The organism is Mucilaginibacter sp. P4_A11 (assembly GCF_056402535.1).
Window position 1 is genome coordinate 147,021 of record NZ_JBFUHE010000003.1, and the last position, 17,682, is coordinate 164,702.

The 17,682-nt window shown below is 44.4% G+C and carries 8 protein-coding genes; 6 read left to right on the forward strand and 2 right to left on the reverse strand.

Going from position 1 to position 17,682, the window contains the following annotated elements; translation table 11 throughout:
* Positions 1 to 40: 40 nt before the first annotated feature.
* The gene (locus AC1DUD_RS07715) at positions 41 to 4,225 is read right to left on the reverse strand and encodes a hybrid sensor histidine kinase/response regulator transcription factor (RefSeq protein ID WP_477373254.1); all 4,185 of its coding nucleotides are present in this window, start codon (positions 4,223 to 4,225) and stop codon (positions 41 to 43) included.
* A 562-nt stretch (positions 4,226 to 4,787) separates the two neighbouring features.
* Between AC1DUD_RS07715 and AC1DUD_RS07720 the strand changes: the two genes are divergently transcribed.
* Complete coding sequence (locus AC1DUD_RS07720; RefSeq protein ID WP_477373256.1) at positions 4,788 to 5,915, forward strand: alpha/beta hydrolase-fold protein; 1,128 nt, start codon at positions 4,788 to 4,790, stop codon at positions 5,913 to 5,915.
* Positions 5,916 to 6,238: 323 nt separating this feature from the next.
* On the opposite strand, the gene AC1DUD_RS07725 is transcribed toward AC1DUD_RS07720, so the two are convergent.
* Entirely contained in the window at positions 6,239 to 8,791 is a 2,553-nt protein-coding gene (locus tag AC1DUD_RS07725; protein ID WP_477373258.1) for a glycoside hydrolase family 9 protein, read from the reverse strand.
* A 488-nt stretch (positions 8,792 to 9,279) separates the two neighbouring features.
* Between AC1DUD_RS07725 and AC1DUD_RS07730 the strand changes: the two genes are divergently transcribed.
* From AC1DUD_RS07730 to AC1DUD_RS07750, 5 genes are read left to right on the forward strand one after another with little or no spacing between them, the layout of a single operon-like run.
* Entirely contained in the window at positions 9,280 to 11,196 is a 1,917-nt protein-coding gene (locus tag AC1DUD_RS07730) for an alpha/beta hydrolase-fold protein (RefSeq protein WP_477373260.1), read from the forward strand.
* A 37-nt stretch (positions 11,197 to 11,233) separates the two neighbouring features.
* Positions 11,234 to 12,577, forward strand: coding sequence for a family 43 glycosylhydrolase (locus AC1DUD_RS07735; protein WP_477373262.1), 1,344 nt, complete (start codon positions 11,234 to 11,236; stop codon positions 12,575 to 12,577).
* A gap of 36 nt (positions 12,578 to 12,613) precedes the next feature.
* Positions 12,614 to 13,777, forward strand: coding sequence for an endo-1,4-beta-xylanase (locus AC1DUD_RS07740; RefSeq protein WP_477373264.1), 1,164 nt, complete (start codon positions 12,614 to 12,616; stop codon positions 13,775 to 13,777).
* 11 nt (positions 13,778 to 13,788) lie between these two features.
* A complete protein-coding gene (locus tag AC1DUD_RS07745; protein WP_477373266.1) occupies positions 13,789 to 15,372 on the forward strand; it encodes a glycoside hydrolase family 43 protein in 1,584 nt (527 codons plus the stop codon).
* Positions 15,373 to 15,426: 54 nt separating this feature from the next.
* Entirely contained in the window at positions 15,427 to 17,526 is a 2,100-nt protein-coding gene (locus AC1DUD_RS07750; RefSeq protein WP_477373268.1) for an alpha-L-arabinofuranosidase C-terminal domain-containing protein, read from the forward strand.
* The last annotated feature ends 156 nt before the right edge of the window (positions 17,527 to 17,682 follow it).

Consider the following 17,682-nt stretch of genomic DNA (forward strand, 5'->3'; position numbering starts at 1 on the left):
TAATATCAACATACTTATATCCGCCGTTGTGGAGGCTTGCTTAAGCCACGCTTTTAACGTTTACTTTTTTCACCCGGTATTCGGATGGTAAGATATTATATTTTGCTTTGAATGATTTGGTAAAATAATGAGGCGTTGAAAAACCGATAGAATATGCGATCTCGGCAATGGTCAGATCGGTTTTTTCCAGTAATATGGTTGCCTTGTCCAGTTTTATCGAGCGAATGAACTCCACGGGCGGTTCGCCGGTGAGTTCAGTAATTTTGCTGTAAAACGATCCCCTGCTCATGCTAAAGTGATGGCTGATCTCTTCGACAGAGAACTTGGGATTGTTCATATTTTTCTCAATATACATCACCACGTCTTTGATAAAGCGCTCTGTCGAGGATTCAATATCCATATCAGCAGGAATCACCTTTATTTTTTTCTGATAGGTTTCTTTAAGCGATTTATTTAAATGAAGCAGGTTCTTGATCTTGATATTCAGGATGTCGAAATTGAAGGGCTTAGTCAGGTAATCGTTTACACCCAGCTCCAGCCCGGCAAGTTGCTCCTTCTGGCTGGTCATTGCCGTTAATAATATAATTGGGATGTGGCAGGTTCGTTTATCGGCCCTCAGTTTAAAGCTTAGTTGTATCCCATCCATGTATGGCATACTGATATCGCTGACTATCAGGTCGGGGTGTACGGCAAGCGCTTTATGCCACCCATCCCTGCCATTAACTGCCTCCGACACCTTGTAAGTAGCGCCCAGGTTTTCGGCCAGGTAATGCCGCATATCATCATTATCCTCAATGATCAGCACGTGCTGCCGGTTAACACCTCGCGCAATCTCAGGTCGGGGTTTGCTGTCCGTTTCTTCCTCAATAAAGTGGGATATTACTGGTGTAGCCCCATGATCAGGCATCGCTGTTTCTGACAATTCTATTGCAGGTAATACAATCGTTAAAGAAAAAGTTGATCCTTTGCCCGGCTCACTTTCCACACTGATCCGGCCGCCGTGCAGTTGTACAAGTTCGCGCGTTATAGATAAGCCTATCCCGCTGCCCTGATTAAGGAAAGCCGGCGGGGAATCCGCCTGATAAAACCTGTCAAAAACACGCCCTACCTGTTCGGGCGATATACCTGTACCAGTATCTGCAACCGAGATGCTAAGCTGATATGAATTGCCATCCGCCGAAATAACGGGAGCGGTAACTTCCACGGTAATTTGCCCACCTGCCATTGTAAATTTAAACGCGTTGGATAACAGGTTAAATAATATCCGCTCAACTTTGTCATGATCAAATTTTGCAAATAACCTTTCCCCGGCTGTTTTAAAAACGGTTGAGATCTTTTTTCTGTTTGCCAGGTCGTAAAACGAATCGGCAACTTCACGGACAAAAGAAACAAACTCTCCTTCAACCAAATTCAGCTTAAGTTCGTTCTCTTCAAGCTTTCTGAAATCAAGCAACTGGTTAACAAGGTTAAGCAGTCTGCGTGAGTTTCTTTTGATAACCCCCAATTGCTCAGCAACAGGTTCAGTGTTGGGCTGTTCAAGAAGCTTATCAACAGGAGCCATTATCAAAGATATAGGTGTGCGAAATTCATGGCTCAAATTGGTTAAAAACTTAATCTTCATTTCATCCAGTTCATGACGGGCTTCCGCGGCTTTGCGTTCCTGCTCGTCATGCAGTTTCTTTTTAAGCTTTTTAACACCTTGCCTGCGGACGAGCAATAACAGGCCGAAAGCCAGCAAAACATAAAACACATACGCATATATGGTCATCCAAAAGGGCGGCTTCACTATGATTTTCAGAGATGTACCGGTATCATTCCATTTTCCATCATTATTTGAAGCCTTTACCCTAAACGTGTACTCACCCGGATCAAGGTTAGTATAACTGGCAGTTGTTGAAGTACCGGCATTTTTCCATGAATTGCTAAATCCCTCTAATATGTATGCATAACGATTTTGCTGTGGTAATGTATAATTAAGCGCGACAAAGTTGAGGGAAAAGTCTTGTTTGTACTTAATTGTGATTTGCTGCACTTCACTAATGTTAACAGGTAACGGATTGTCATGATCGGGAGAAATTCGCTTGTTGTCTATACTCAGGGTAGTTAGCACAACCGGCGGCAGGTTTTTGTTGAGCCTGACATCCGATCCTCTAAAATAATTAAACCCATCTACTCCGCCGAAATAGAGCGTACCATCTGCACCAATAATGCCCGATCCGTTTAAAAACACATTATTTTGAAGACCATTATCATGGCAATAAACGTAAAGCTTTTCGTCTGCCTGATCAATCCTGCCAATGCCCTGGTTGGTGCTAAACCATATATTACCCGTTTTATCCTGTAAAATTTTACAAATTACGCCGTTGGGTAACTGGTTATTATATTTAAAAGCAGTTACTTTTTTATGTCGATAATCATAACGGAAAAGACCATCACCATTTGTGCCTATCCACATATTCCCGCTGGCATCCCTTTTTAATGATAAAACTTCTGCTATCGGCAAACCAGTGTTGGTTGGGTTAAGAAAATCGAACATCTTTGTGGCCGGGTTATATATTGCGATACCTGTGCCATATGAGCCTATCCACATATTGCCGTCATTATCTTCTTCAAAGGCCCTTATATACCCGTTAGAAGGAAATTTATACCCCTTTGCAGGCAAAATGGCGGGGGGAAATCTGCGGAAACTATCTGCCTTCGCATCAAAAATATCAATACCAGCGCCGTTAGTTCCAATCCATACATTACCAAAGTGGTCTTCACTGAAACAGAAAATATTATTTTGACTAATGCTTAGCTTGCCTGTACCGCTGGTAAATTGCTTATAGTTGTTGTTTGCGGTGTTAAGTTTAAAAAGTCCATGTCCGAATGTTCCTATCCAGAGTTGCTGTTTATGATCCAGCAGCATAGCCAGGATAGGCAAACCCGCCGAATTTATTTTCTCTTTGGGCTTTATGGGGATATGATTGAAATGGTTTGTTTTATTATTGAAGATACTAAGGCCGCCTCCGTCTGTACCTATGTACAGTTCATTATCGTTTTTTTGCGCAAATGACGATACAATAGGTGCGCTCAAACCATAGGGGTCTAATTCCGTAGATTGAACATAATTAAACAAGGTCAGGTTTTTGTCATACTTATTTATGCCGCCCATATAGGTACCTACCCAGTAAATGCCATCGGGGTCGATACAAATGCTCCGGATAGATTTACTATTGAGACTGTACGGGTTGCGAGGGTCATGACGGTAACGTGTGGATTGACCGGTGTTGATGTCCATGATATTAAGGCCGCCCTCTGTACCTACCCAAATGTGATCTTTGTCATCGGCGGCTATGCTGTAAACAATATCACCGCACAATGAATGTTCATCGTTGTCATTATAACGATAGTTAATAAAGTGCTGACCATCTTTGCTTAAGCGACTTAACCCGTTTGATGTACCTACCCACACATTTCCTACCTTATCCTGTGATACCGTCATTACTACATCCGATGGTAAACTTTCCGGGTCATTTTTTTGATGGCGAAAAGCTTTAAAGCGTTTATGCGTTTCATCATACAAATACAAGCCCGAACTGGTACATACCCACATCCTGCTGTAACTGTCCTGAAAAATATAGCCCATGCTTTTAACCGGTATCTCGCCCGGTTTGTCCGTGCCGGTTTCAAAATGGCTGATATGCTTCCTATCCGGATCTATCACATCGAGGCCATTTACAGTGCCTGCCCAAATAAAGCCTTTGCTATTTGCACATACAGCGGTAACAACGCCCTGGCTTAAACGCTGCCCCTTTAAGGGTGAAGTAAAGTTTTTGAAAACATCCGCTGCCCGATCATAATAGTAAAGACCATAACCAATGGTACCTACCCACAGGGTACCGGTACGGTCCATGCTCATACTGCTTATTTCGTTCGAACCAGGCTCTACCTGCCTTTTTATGCCCAGCGGATAAACTTTAAAGCGCTTGCCATCATACCTGTAAAGGCTTTCTGACGTGCCTATCCATATCATTCCGTTGACATCCTTTATAATGGTATTTACGGCGTTACCCATTAACCCCTGCTTAGTTGTTAAAGCTGTAAACTTGATGTTAGTTTTTTGTGCATATGCCTGGATACAGAGAACGGCTAAAACAACCGACGTCAGTACAAGACGCGCAAAGCCGGTTAGCACTGCATACATCGTTATACGCGCATAAAATTTGGGTAAAGAATGCATCATAAGTGATGGGTTATAATTTCCAATACAGCAAAGCCGCAGGAAAAAATTGTTTATGATTTATGGTTTAAAATTGGTTTAGTAGATGTCTTTGAAATACATCACTATCCAAATTTACATTTTATCACGATGAAACAGGCAAACTTTTGTTCAAAGAAATAACACACTTGTTCAATCGCATCGTTAATTATTGTACAAAAGTGCATATAAACAAGTTTTCGGCAATGATGTCACCAGGCCTGTTATCGACAAACGTTGTAAAATTATGCTAAAAACTGCGTGCGTTACTTTTGGCATAAAAATACTTTTATATTAAAAAAAAGCAGCCTAAAACAACAAAATTGCCATTATAAACTATTTAGGAATATTTTATCCCGGACCAACTTTTCATAAACAACGAAAACCGGGCCTGGTAAAAAACAACCTACAACAGCAACTAAAATATGTGTAATAAAAACAATTAATCACAATTTAATCACCTATTATGTAAAAAGGCATTTCATCTGATTAAAACAGTCCCCAGCACTCTACTGAATTCACATTACATAAACCTCAATATTCAATTATGAAACCAAAATGCTTACTTGCCTTATTGGCCGTTACATTTACCGCCAGCCTTTGCAGGGCACAAACGACCCCAAATTCAATAGCCGACGATTTCAAACCATCTACCTATAACCAGCCGGGACAAGAGTATCCTCAGGTAAACTCGCAGGGCTACGCACGCTTTCGTATCAAGGCCCCACAGTCTGACAGTATAAAAGTTAGTCTCGGTCTTGGCGGACGTGGAGGCACTAAACTCACAAAGGGAACCGACGGGTTTTGGACCGGTACTACAGAAGGACCGATGGACGAAGGATTTCACTACTACCATTTAACTATTGATGGCGGGGTATTTAACGATCCGGGCACATTAAATTTCTATGGCTCAACACGTTGGGAAAGCGGTATCGAAATACCCGCACACGACCAGGATTTTTATGCGCTTAAAGATGTGCCGCATGGCAATGTGCAGCAGATCCTTTTCCCATCAAAAAGCACCAATACCGCGCGCAGGGCTTTTGTTTATACGCCGCCGGGCTACGAGAAGGACAAATCAAAAAAGTATCCGGTATTATACCTGCAGCATGGCTGGGGTGAAGATGAAACTGCCTGGAGTAACCAGGGGCACGCCAACCTGATCATGGATAACTTAATAGCAACTGGTAAAATACAACCGTTCATTATTGTAATGACCTACGGGATGACCAATGATGTGAGGCCCGGGCCTGGTGCATTCAAAAGTTTTAAGATCGATCCCTTTCAAACAGTTTTGACGGATGAACTTATCCCCTACGTTGATGCCAGCTTCCGCACCAGGGCCGACAGAGCTCACCGTGCTATGGGTGGATTGTCAATGGGAGGCATGGAAACACATATGATAACACTAAACAAGCCAGAGCTTTTTGCCTATTATGCCCTGCTCAGCGGCGGTACTTATTCGCCGGATGAACTTAAAGACAAAACAAAGCCCAAACTAATATTCATAAGCTGTGGCAGCAAGGAAAGGCCCGAAGGCGTTACAAATGCCGTGGTAGCCTTAAAAGGTGCCGGATATAATGCCGTATCTTATGTTTCTGAAAACACCGCTCACGAGTTCCTGACCTGGCGCCGCAGCCTCAATGAACTTGCTCCGCTTTTGTTTAAAGAATAGAACTCATATCGAACCTTGATATTACCCCCCAAAAAAACACCCTGGCGGCAAGCTGCCGGCAGGGTGTTTTTTTATAAGCTATGCTGCTTAGAAACCGTTTAAAACAAAAGAAACCGTCATTGAGGTACGAAGCAATCCCCGATTAGCAGGTTTGCCCTGTATAGTTTGGGATAGCTTCGTACCTCAATGACGGTTTGGTGTTATCTTGATTTTTATTTACCCTTTTTAAACAGACACTTAGCACATAGCTTTTTAACCGACATGGTTTATGCAATTAGGTAAACCGATTGTTTAGATTTCACAATCGGCTCACTTAATGTTAATTAATTATGCAATCCTAACTGATTAGCGGCTCCGGATAAAACAATATACTGTGCACAACCAGCTATCGTTACTTCATTCTCCCCCCAGAAAAATGGCCAGTCTTCCTTGTTCTCCGGAAAATCAGGTTTAAGCAGCAGGATACCGGGTACTACACCGCCGGCAATAAACCTGAAGTCGGCCCGGTTATTGCCATAGGTTACTTTTTTTGAACGTACACCAACTGCTGATACAAACGAAAGGTTGGAGTAAGGATGACATCCGAAGATATAATTCAAGCCCTTATAAACATATTCAGGCCCGATGATATTAGGAAAATATTTATTGGCGAAATAGTTGGTAATGGCGAAATTAATAACCTGCCCGCTGCCGCCCCAGCCACCCGGTGTTACAGGTACGCCATAAGGGTTCTGTTTATCATATTCGTCGCATGTGGCTTTGTATTTTTGCATGTAGGTCGCTATTTTATCCTGGTAATCCTTGTCCATATAAGGATAGGCATGCAGCGCGCTTATCATAACAAAACCGGGAAAGCGATCAAGCATCGGCATGATCAGTTTTTTGAAATGATCTGCATACTGCTGATCTTTGGTTGAAATATACAATTGAAGGGCGGCAAGCATCTCGTTACCGGCAGCGAACCTATTACGTGCCAGGGCAGCCGAGTCCATGTGCATTTTCAGGCTGTCATCCTCATGCCAAAGTCTCAGGGCACATTGCAGGCTTTTCACGGCCAGCGTATCATTATACCCATTAAGCGCCCGGCTGGCAGCAGCAAGCGCGGCGGTGGTCTGGTAATCCAGTGCTATATTCCTTGTGGTGAATGCCCATCTATCATCCATTGTACCACTTGATTTTCCGTCGGTTTGGTAGGGTTTTAGCAACGCGTTATAAGGCAGATTATCTGTTTCGTTAATGGCGTCTCCGAGGTGATGATACTGGTGCAAATTCGGCACGATGATCCCACGCGCCGGATGGCCGATGTTCACAACCTGTGCCACCAGGTTAAGTGTACCGTGTTCAATTTGTTGCAAAAGATCCGGCTTGCCATCAGGGCGATGTATATCTACATACCGTGTTGGATAATCCACATAAGTTTCGTCGCGGTCGATCTTAAAATTTTCCCATGCTTCAACAAAACTCAGTACAACGCTGCAATGCGATGGCGTTTCAATATCGAAGTCGCCTGCATCAAACCAACCACCAACATTAAGCCCGGGGATCCTTTCAAGAGGTTTGTATTTTGTATCGGTAGTTGGTCCCATCTGGTAAGTATCAAAATGCTGATGGTTCGGAGGTGCTTGCAAGGCATCATCAAGGAAAGGAGCACCGTGCCATACGCGGTAGGCCTCGTTCACCATCATGTGGTCCATCTGAACCGGAAACCAGACATCCATTGTGGGGTGCCCTATATTTTCATAAACATTTGCATTAATTGGAAAAGCATTGGTTTTTTGATCGCCATAAGCTATAACGTATATACCGGCTTTTTTAACACTGCTAAAATTAAACTTCAAATAATTGTAACGCGTAAATTGCCCCCAATGCTGCACATCTGACTTAAGCCGTTCAACATATTTCCCATCGGACGTTACTTCAAAAAGCGTTGCGGTTTTTAATGGCGCGTCATTTTTATCAAGTTCTATTACCGCTGTTTTTTGCTGGTCTGGGCGATAGCCTACCTGCGAAAATTCAATTACCGGCGCACGCTTCCAACCGGCTACGGCATTCGGCTCAATATACCAGGTTAATACCTTACCTGTTTTACCGGCAGGCAATAAGCCGCGTACAATAAACCACCCGTTTTGTGCAAGGCTGCGGCCATCGAATAACATCAAATTGGCATCAAACGATTGGATTTTAATGGTGCGTTCGGGGTCTTCGGGTGCCATCACCAGCGTTTTACCGGTAGCAAGCGGTGCCGGATCAATAAATTCATTACGGCCACGATCGTCAAACGTGTTATGGCCGGCAAACTGTGGGATCTTCTGACTTGATGGAAGCATTTTTGTCGAACCCGCCGGGTATAGCGGAAATTCGCCTGGTTTTCCATCAATTAAAAATGTTTTTTCAAAATAGGCCGATGGTATGATCTCAAGATTAAATCCTGCCTTGCCCGCCAATTTTTCCGGCACCGGCTTATCAAGATACAAATTCAGCTCAACACCATTGCCTTTTGGCGTTACGCTGATTTTTGAATTAAAATCATAGCCTTCATAACGCATGGTTACGTCAATGCGATGATTAACGCTATCTACCGTACGGTTAACCAGTGTGGGCACCAGGTCCCATTGCTCCGGCGTGTTTTGCAGCCTTACTGCGCCACCAGTAATAGTACGCACACCGTGGTGTATCAGCTCAACACCCGCTGTTTTCTCGTCCTGAAAAATTCCGTTGTATTGGTTACTAAATACCAGAACGTTTACACCGGGTGTTTCGAAATAGCCCAGTTTGTTTAATTTTAGTTTTTGAGCCGTGACATGGATCGATGACAGGCAAAAGATTAGTGCCATCACCGCCATAACCGGCTTTGGTGAGTAAGTTTTTAATTGCATGGTTTATAAGATTGATTATAGAAGTTTATGATCGGGCATACCGATTACGGACTGTACGAAAGTATCCGTACAGAAAATGGTTTGCTACCACAATCCAATATTTTGATACCACGAATGTATCTGCACTCCTCTGCGGTAAAAAAGCTATATGATTGTTACAATCAAAGTATATAAACAACTATTCGAGAGCCCAAAAGCAATACAAAACAACTCACAATCAAATACTTAGCACAAACCACATCAATTAAAAGCGAGTAGCTACTACATTTACCTTTCGCTTGTCGATTTTCGCGAACCGGGTTTGTTAATTATTTTTTTGCACTTAAACATTCGTTCTATCATTATCATAATTTGTGTTAACCACGGCAAAAGTTGTTCGCCTACTTTCGGGTATTCCTCAAACGAGCAAAAACTAATACAATTTAACCCGCTTTAGCTTCTTTTAATCCGAAAGACAATCAGTTCTGTGGATTAACAGACAAAAAATTATGAAAAAGATAGCCTACCTTACCGCCATCGGTATTTTGCCCGCAATGCTGGCCATGTCACAGCCTGCTCTTAAACATTCGCCGGCAGGTTTCGATACTTACCGCACGGGAATAGCACACGGAAAACTGGATACCGTTACCTATAACTCAAAAACAGTTGATTCAAAGCGTCACGCTGTAGTTTATCTGCCGCCAGGGTATACTGCAAAAAAAACTTACCCTGTTCTGTACCTGCTGCATGGCATTGGCGGGGACGAATTTGAATGGCTTAACCAAGGCACACCCCAGGTAATATTGGATAACCTTTATGCTGATAAAAAACTGGAGCCAATGATTGTGGTGCTGCCTAACGGCCGCGCCATGAAAGATGACCGCGCCACGGGCAATATCATGGCACCGGATAAAGTTGCCGCATTTGCAACTTTTGAGCATGACTTGCTGGACGACCTCATCCCCTACATCCAAAAAAAATATCCGGTATACACTGATCGGGAACACCGGGCCCTGGCCGGATTATCAATGGGTGGCGGACAGTCGCTCAATTTTGGGTTGGGTAACCTGGATAAATTTGCCTGGGTTGGAGGCTTTTCTTCTGCCCCAAACACAAAAAAACCGGAAGAACTGGTACCCGACCCCGATGCCGCGAAAAACAAACTTAAACTGCTTTGGATCTCATGCGGCGATCACGACGGGTTAATGTCATTCAGCAAACGTACCCACGATTATCTGGAGCAAAAAAATGTACCGCATATTTTCAGTGTAGAGCCCGGAATACACGACTTTAAAGTTTGGAAAAATGATCTTTACCTGTTCTCGCAGTTTCTGTTCAAACCTGTTGATATTGATAAATTTAATGCGATGATCTCGGGCGGCCCTGCATCTACCAATATCAGGGGCGCTAAATATCCGTTTATACTGCCCGACCACCGGGTGGCATTCCGCTTTAAGGCACCGGATGCTCAAAAGGTGCAGGTTGATCTGGGCAAAATATATGATATGGTAAAAGACACTGCCGGTTATTGGACAGCCACAACCGATTCAATTGGTGAAGGCTTCCATTATTATTCGTTAATTATAGATGGTGTAGCAACGACAGATCCTTCAAGCCAAACTTTTTATGGCATGGGGCGCATGGCCAGCGGCATTGAAATACCTTTTGAGGGCGGCGACTATTATGCCGTAAAAAACGTTCCGCACGGCGATATCCGCATCAAAACTTATTTTTCAACCGTAACCAAATCATGGCGAAGGCTATTTATTTATACGCCGCCAAGTTATGATGCCAGTGGCCAGACTAAATATCCCGCGCTATACATATTACATGGCGGCGGCGAAGATGAAACCGGCTGGGCAACCCAGGGCAAAACCGATATGATCATGGATAACCTGATCGCGACCAAACAGGCAAAGCCGATGTTAGTGGTTATGCCAGATGCCAATTTTAGCGGTGGTGGTTTTGGTGAAGCCGGGCTTAAAACCTTTGCGAATGAAATAAAGCAATGCATCATCCCCTTTATAGAGAAAAACTACCGGGTTGACCGCACCGCGCAGGGCCGTGCGCTGGCCGGGCTTTCCATGGGTGGACTCAATACGTTATATACCGGCATCTACAATACCAATACGTTCAGTTACCTCGGTGTATTCAGCTCGGGATGGATTGTACCGGTGCAAAACAGTATAGCTGATGCGCAATACGACTTTCTGAGGAAAAATGCCACCCAAATTAACACGAACCTCAAAGCGTTCTGGATTGCGATGGGTGGAAAGGAAGATATCGCCTATAAAAATTGCCAGGTGATGCTGGGGAAACTGGATGAGATAAAAATAAAACATACCTACTACGACTACCCCGGCGGCCATACCTGGCCTGTTTGGCGCAATGATCTTTACAAGTTTGCCCCTATATTATTTAAATAAATTGACGACCAACGAATCCTATCAAGACACCCAGTTCATGAAAAATATTAAATTTTGGCTATTGCTATTTATATCCACGGCGGGTTTCGCCGGGCAATCCGTTGCGCAAAATCCATTAATCAGGGATCAGTTTACAGCAGATCCCTCGGCACGTGTTTTTGGCGACCGGGTGTATGTCTATCCCTCGCATGATATTAAGGCAACGCCGGGCCACGGTCGTCCCGGTTGGTTCTGCATGGAAGATTACCATGTTTTTTCGTCAGCCAACCTCACAGATTGGACTGATCACGGCATGATCATCAGCCAAACTACAGTACCCTGGGCCGAGCCGACATCGTACAGCATGTGGGCACCCGATTGCATTTTTCGCAACGACAAGTATTATATGTACTTTCCCACCACGGCCAAAGCCAGCGAAAACGGCCGCGGTTTTACCGTAGGTGTAGCGGTAGCCGATAAACCTTATGGCCCCTTTACCCCACAACAGGAGCCTATAAAAGGCGTTCATGGCATTGATCCGAATGTATTTATTGATAAAGACGGGCAAGCCTACCTGTATTGGGCGCAGGGTAACCTGTATGCGGCAAAGCTTAAAGAAAACATGCTCGAATTGGCGTCAGAACCGGTAATCTTAACTGAGATGCCGGATAAGGGACTGAAGGAAGGCCCCTACCTATTTGAACGCAAGGGTATTTATTACCTCACCTATCCGCATGTGGCCAATAAAATTGAAAGGCTGGAATATGCTACCGGCAACAACCCGATGGGGCCTTTTAAATTTGCAGGCGTGATAATGGATGAATCAGCTTCAGGCTGCTGGACCAATCATCAATCTATCATCCAATTTAAAAACCAATGGTACTTGTTTTATCACAACGACGACCTGTCGCCTAACTTTGATAAAAACAGGTCGATAAGATGCGACAGCCTTTTCTTTAATGCCGATGGAACGATTAAAAAAGTTATCCCGACCCTGCGCGGTGTAGGGATCACCAAAGCATCTGAAAAAATACAAATAGACAGATATAGCGACAAGGACAGTACCGTGAAGATCTCCTTTCTTGATACCGCAAAAAGATTTGACGGATGGAAGACTACCTTCAACAATGCCGGTAGTTGGATCCGTTATAACAGTGTTGACTTTAATGGCAAAAAATTCAAACAAATGCAGATTAAAGTAAATGCAGCAAACCGGGCAACTATAGAAGTGCGATTGGGTGATGCGAACGGGCGGCTGCTGGCTTCAGCAACTATCGCCAAAGGAAGCGATTGGCAAATTACGCAAAACCGCCTCGCGTCTCTCCCACCAAAATCAGCCAATCTGGTTATTGTATTAAAAAATGGCGACGGCGTTAATATCGACTGGATAAGTTTTAAATAAATTCAAATTACATCTGCAAACCGTTTCTCACCCGCAATGAAACTTAAAACCATAAATTCATCTATATTTCCGCTGCTATTAATGGCGTTATTCACATTTGGCTCCTTTACAAGCCGGCAAGTCTTACATAATAACATTGATAAAGATCGGGCTGCGGATAAGGGCTTGAAGGATTATTATCGAAATTACTTCCCCATTGGTGTAGCTGTTAACATGGCCTCACTCAGCGGGCCCGAAGCAGAGCTGATTGCAAAGGAGTTTAACAGTGTTACGCCGGAAAACGACATGAAAATGGGGCCAATTCATCCGCGCGAAAATGAATATAACTGGAAAAACGCCGATGCTATAGTTGCATTTGCGCAGCAACACCACATGAAAATCAGGGGCCACAATTTGCTGTGGCATGCGCAGGCGCCCGTATGGATGTTTAAAGACAGCACCGGCAAACAGGTAAGTAAAGAAGTATTACTGAAGCGCCTTAAGGATCATATTACCACGGTGGTCACTCATTTTAAAGGTAAAATATATGCGTGGGACGTAGTTAACGAAGCGATTGATGATAAGCCGGATACCTACCTGCGTAACTCGCTATGGTACCAGATATGCGGCGAGGATTTTATTGCCAAAGCATTTGAATACGCCCATGAAGCCGACCCGGAGGCTGAGCTTTTTTACAACGATTACAATAGTGAAGTTCCGTCCAAACGGGATAAGATATGCAAATTGCTTAAAAGCATGAAAGATGCCGGCGTACCCGTAACAGGTGTAGGCTTACAGGGTCACTGGAAATTAAATAACCCAAGTGTTCAACAAATATCCGAAGCCATGGATAAGTATGCGGCGCTTGGATTAAAGCTGCAGATCACAGAATTGGATGTTACGGTACGCACAGGTCAGCCGCGTAAAGCGATAGATCAAACATTGCCGGATTCTGCTTATACCGAAAGCGTGGCCGTTCAACAAGCTGATAGGTATAAGGCCATCTTTGAGATCTTTAGGAAATACAAAAAGGTAATAACCGGGGTTACTTTTTGGAACGTGTCAGACCGGCACAGTTGGCTTGATTACCGTGGCGGGGGGCTTGCAGGTGGCGCAGCCGCAAGCCAGGGCACAAGCCGCAAAGTTACCAAGGCCTATCCGCTGTTGTTTGATGAAAATCTTCAGCGCAAAAAGGCATATTGGGCGGTAGTTAACTTTTAACGCATTTTAAAATGGAACTCTTTTACAAAAAAAACATCGTCTTACAAAAACTTGCGCTTACATATCTTGTATGGTGGTTGTCAACATTACAATTAAACGCGCAGACTGCACAAAACCCCATCATCTATGCAGATGTTCCGGATGTATCGATGATCAGGGTTGGAGATACCTATTATGCAAGCAGCACCACTATGCACCTTAGCCCCGGGCTGCCCATTATGAAATCTAAAGACCTTGTAAACTGGCACATTGTGAGTTACGCTTATAATACGCTTGACGACGGCGACGCCCTTAACCTGGTAAATGGTGCAAACGCCTATGGCCGGGGGTCATGGGCAAGCAGTTTGCGTTACCATAACGGCACTTTTTACGTATCCACCTTTTCAGGAACCACCAATAAAACTTATATCTACAGCACAAAAAACATCGAAAATGGCCCATGGAAAGCAATATCCTTTAAACCTGCATTGCATGATCACTCTCTTTTTTTTGACGATGACGGTAAAGCCTATATGATTTACGGGGGCGGCAAGATTATGCTGGCCGAATTGAATGAAGACCTGTCCGGTATCAATCCTGATAAAAAACCGCAAATACTTATTGAAAATGCTACTGCTGTTGCCGGCCCCAACATTGGCTTGCCTGCCGAAGGATCGCAGCTATTTAAAATCAACGGAAAATATTATCTTTTCAATATCAGCTGGCCCAAAGGCGGAATGCGTACCGTTTTAATACACAGGGCAGACAAGCTTACCGGCCCTTATGAAGGGCAGGTAGGGCTGCAGGATAAAGGTGTGGCCCAGGGCGGACTTGTAAACACCCCAAAAGGCGATTGGTATGCCTACTTATTTCGTGATTTTGGTGCCGTGGGCAGGGTGCCCTATCTGGTACCGGTTACATGGACAAACGGATGGCCAGTATTGGGCGTTGATCATAAAGCGCCCGATACACTCGGGTTACCTGCAAGTAAGGGCCTGATTCCGGGTATTGTAGCCTCGGATGAATTCAGCCGTAAAAAGGGGCAGCCTCTGCTGCCTTTAGTATGGCAATGGAACCACAATCCGGATAATCAGTTATGGTCGTTAAAAAAGCACCCCGGTTATCTCAGGCTAACCACCGGACGATTGGACAGCACAATTCTATCAGCACGTAACACCTTAACGCAACGCACTATTGGCCCGGAATGTTCAGGAACAACTTCAGTTGACGTCTCTAATATGAAGGACGGCGATTTTGCCGGCCTGGTTTTGTTACAACAAAAGTATGGTTTCGTAGGCGTTAAAGCAGATCATGGCTCCAAATGGCTTATCATGTACAATGCACAATCCGGATCGGCCATAGAAACAGCCATCATGCCTTTAAAACAAACAACTATTTATCTTAAAGCAAGCTGCGACTTTACTAACCGAACAGACAAAGCTTACTTTTTTTATAGTCTTGACGGCCACAAATGGGAACCTATAGGCACACCGGTGCAGATGGCTTATACAATCCCCCATTTTATGGGATATCGCTTTGGCCTGTTTAACTATGCAACCAGGCTATCGGGTGGTTATGTCGACTTTGATTTTTTTCACATCAGTAATGCATTATAAAATAGCCATGCATCAGCCTGATCATCATTTCAGAATAATTAAGGAATACCAACAATGACAAAAAAGCTACTATTCTTATCCGCGTTATGCGTGGGTGCATTCAGCAGTTTGCAAGCGCAAACCCGCCTCAATCTGGACCTTACCAAAGGGGTGAATGTAAGTCCGAAACTATATGGGCTAATGACCGAGGAGATCAATCACTCTTACGACGGAGGGTTGTATGCAGAACTGATCCGCAACCGAATTTTTAAGGATAACCGGAGCCAACCCGATGGCTGGAGCGTTGTTCAGGATGGCGAAGCTAAAGCATCCATCCAGCTGATTGGCGCCGACCCTGACAATGTCCCTTTTGATCAGGGGCGAAATGCCATTAATACAGCGCTTACTACCTGCCTTAAACTTACGGTTAACCAGGTTAATGGTAGCCGCGCGGGCATTGCCAATAATGGTTTTTGGGGTATTCCGGTTACACCGTCAACAACTTATAGTAGCTCATTTTATATTAAAACCGGCACCAACACTTTCCCGAGGGGTAACCGGACCGATGCAACACCGCCTGCAACAGCAGTTACAGAAGACGGCCCCGGTGCTATCACTGTCAGCCTGGAAAGTAGTGATGGGAAAACAATTTATGCAAAAGGTACCATCAACCTCGAGAAAAGCACTTTCTGGAAAAAACATGAGTTAACGATCACCACCACTGCCGATGTTAAGCCTACTACCGACGCGCGTTTTGTTATTTCATCTAACCGGACAGGTACTTACTATTTTAATCTCGTTTCCTTATTCCCTCCCACCTATAAAAACAGGCCGAATGGCAACCGCATTGATTTAATGCAGATGATGGCGGATATGAAGCCCACTTTTCTACGCTTTCCGGGCGGCAACTTTTTAGAAGGACCATACCTGGGAGATGCCTACCCATGGAAAACAACCTTAGGCCCGCTGGAACAGCGTCCCGGCCATACAGGCAGTTGGGGTTACCGAGCAAGTGACGGTATGGGTTTGCTTGAATTTTTAGAATGGTGCGAAGATTTAAAAATGGAACCGCTTTTAGCTGTTTTTGCCGGCTATTCGCTACGTGGTGATCATATAGATGCAGGTCCCTTATTGGAGCCGTATGTTAAGGATGCGCTGGATGAAATTGAGTATTGTATCGGCGATACAAAAACTTACTGGGGTGCCAAACGAGCTGCCGACGGCCACCCCGCCCCCTTTAAACTAACAGATATAGAGATAGGAAATGAAGACTGGTTCGACAGGTCGCATACATACGACGGGCGGTTTAAACAATTTCAGGCAGCTATTAAAGCCAAATACCCCCAGTTACGCTGTATTTCAACCATTGAAAGCTACAAGCCTGATAAGGTAACCAGCGTTAAGCCTGAAATGGTAGACGAGCATTACTACCAATCGGCCTGGGAAATGGAAGAAGATGCAGCGAAGTATGACAGCTACAACCGCGCAACCAGCCCTAAAATATTTGTGGGCGAATGGGCAACCCGCGAGGGCGCGCCAACGACCAACCTGAACGCTGCCCTTGGAGATGCAGCCTGGATGGCCGGTATGGAACGCAACAGCGACCTGGTTGAACGTTCCTGCTACGCTCCTTTATTTGTGAACGTAAATACAGCTGGTAACGGCCAACCAAAAGCATGGCAATGGGATTCTGATCTGATTGGTTATACCGCCCTTAAAAGTTATGGCTCACCATCTTATTATGTACAAAAGATGTTCGGCAATTATCTTGGCAACAAAGTAGTGCCTATTACAGTGGAAAATGCGCCCTTACGCAAACCGGCAGTCAAAGACACCGCCGGCAGTAGCCATTGGCCAGCCAACGCGCGGCGACCAAAGGCAGAGCGCCCTGCATTATTTTATGTTTGCACGCAGGATGCCAAAAACATATATCTGAAGGTGGTAAATACCGATGATATGCCAAGGGAAATCGCAATCAATTTAAAAGGCGGAGAGGTAACCGCAAGTGGGACGCTGGTTGTGCTGAAGGGCGATAAGCCGGAAGATACAAATACAATTGATGAGCCAACGAAAATTGTTCCGGTTACATCAACCATAAAAGGACTTGGCCAGTCATTCAAACACACATTTGAACCTTACTCTGTCAACGTGATCATGCTAACGAAACACAAATAGATTACCGTTTTGACGTTCAATCCCGATATAATTAATTTTTATGTCATGAAACCGGTAACTAATAAACTAATCATCAAAAGCTGTTTGGCTTGACAAACAGTAGCATTTGGCCCTATCGGCACATTTATTTTTGAGATGAAGCACTTCTATAAACAT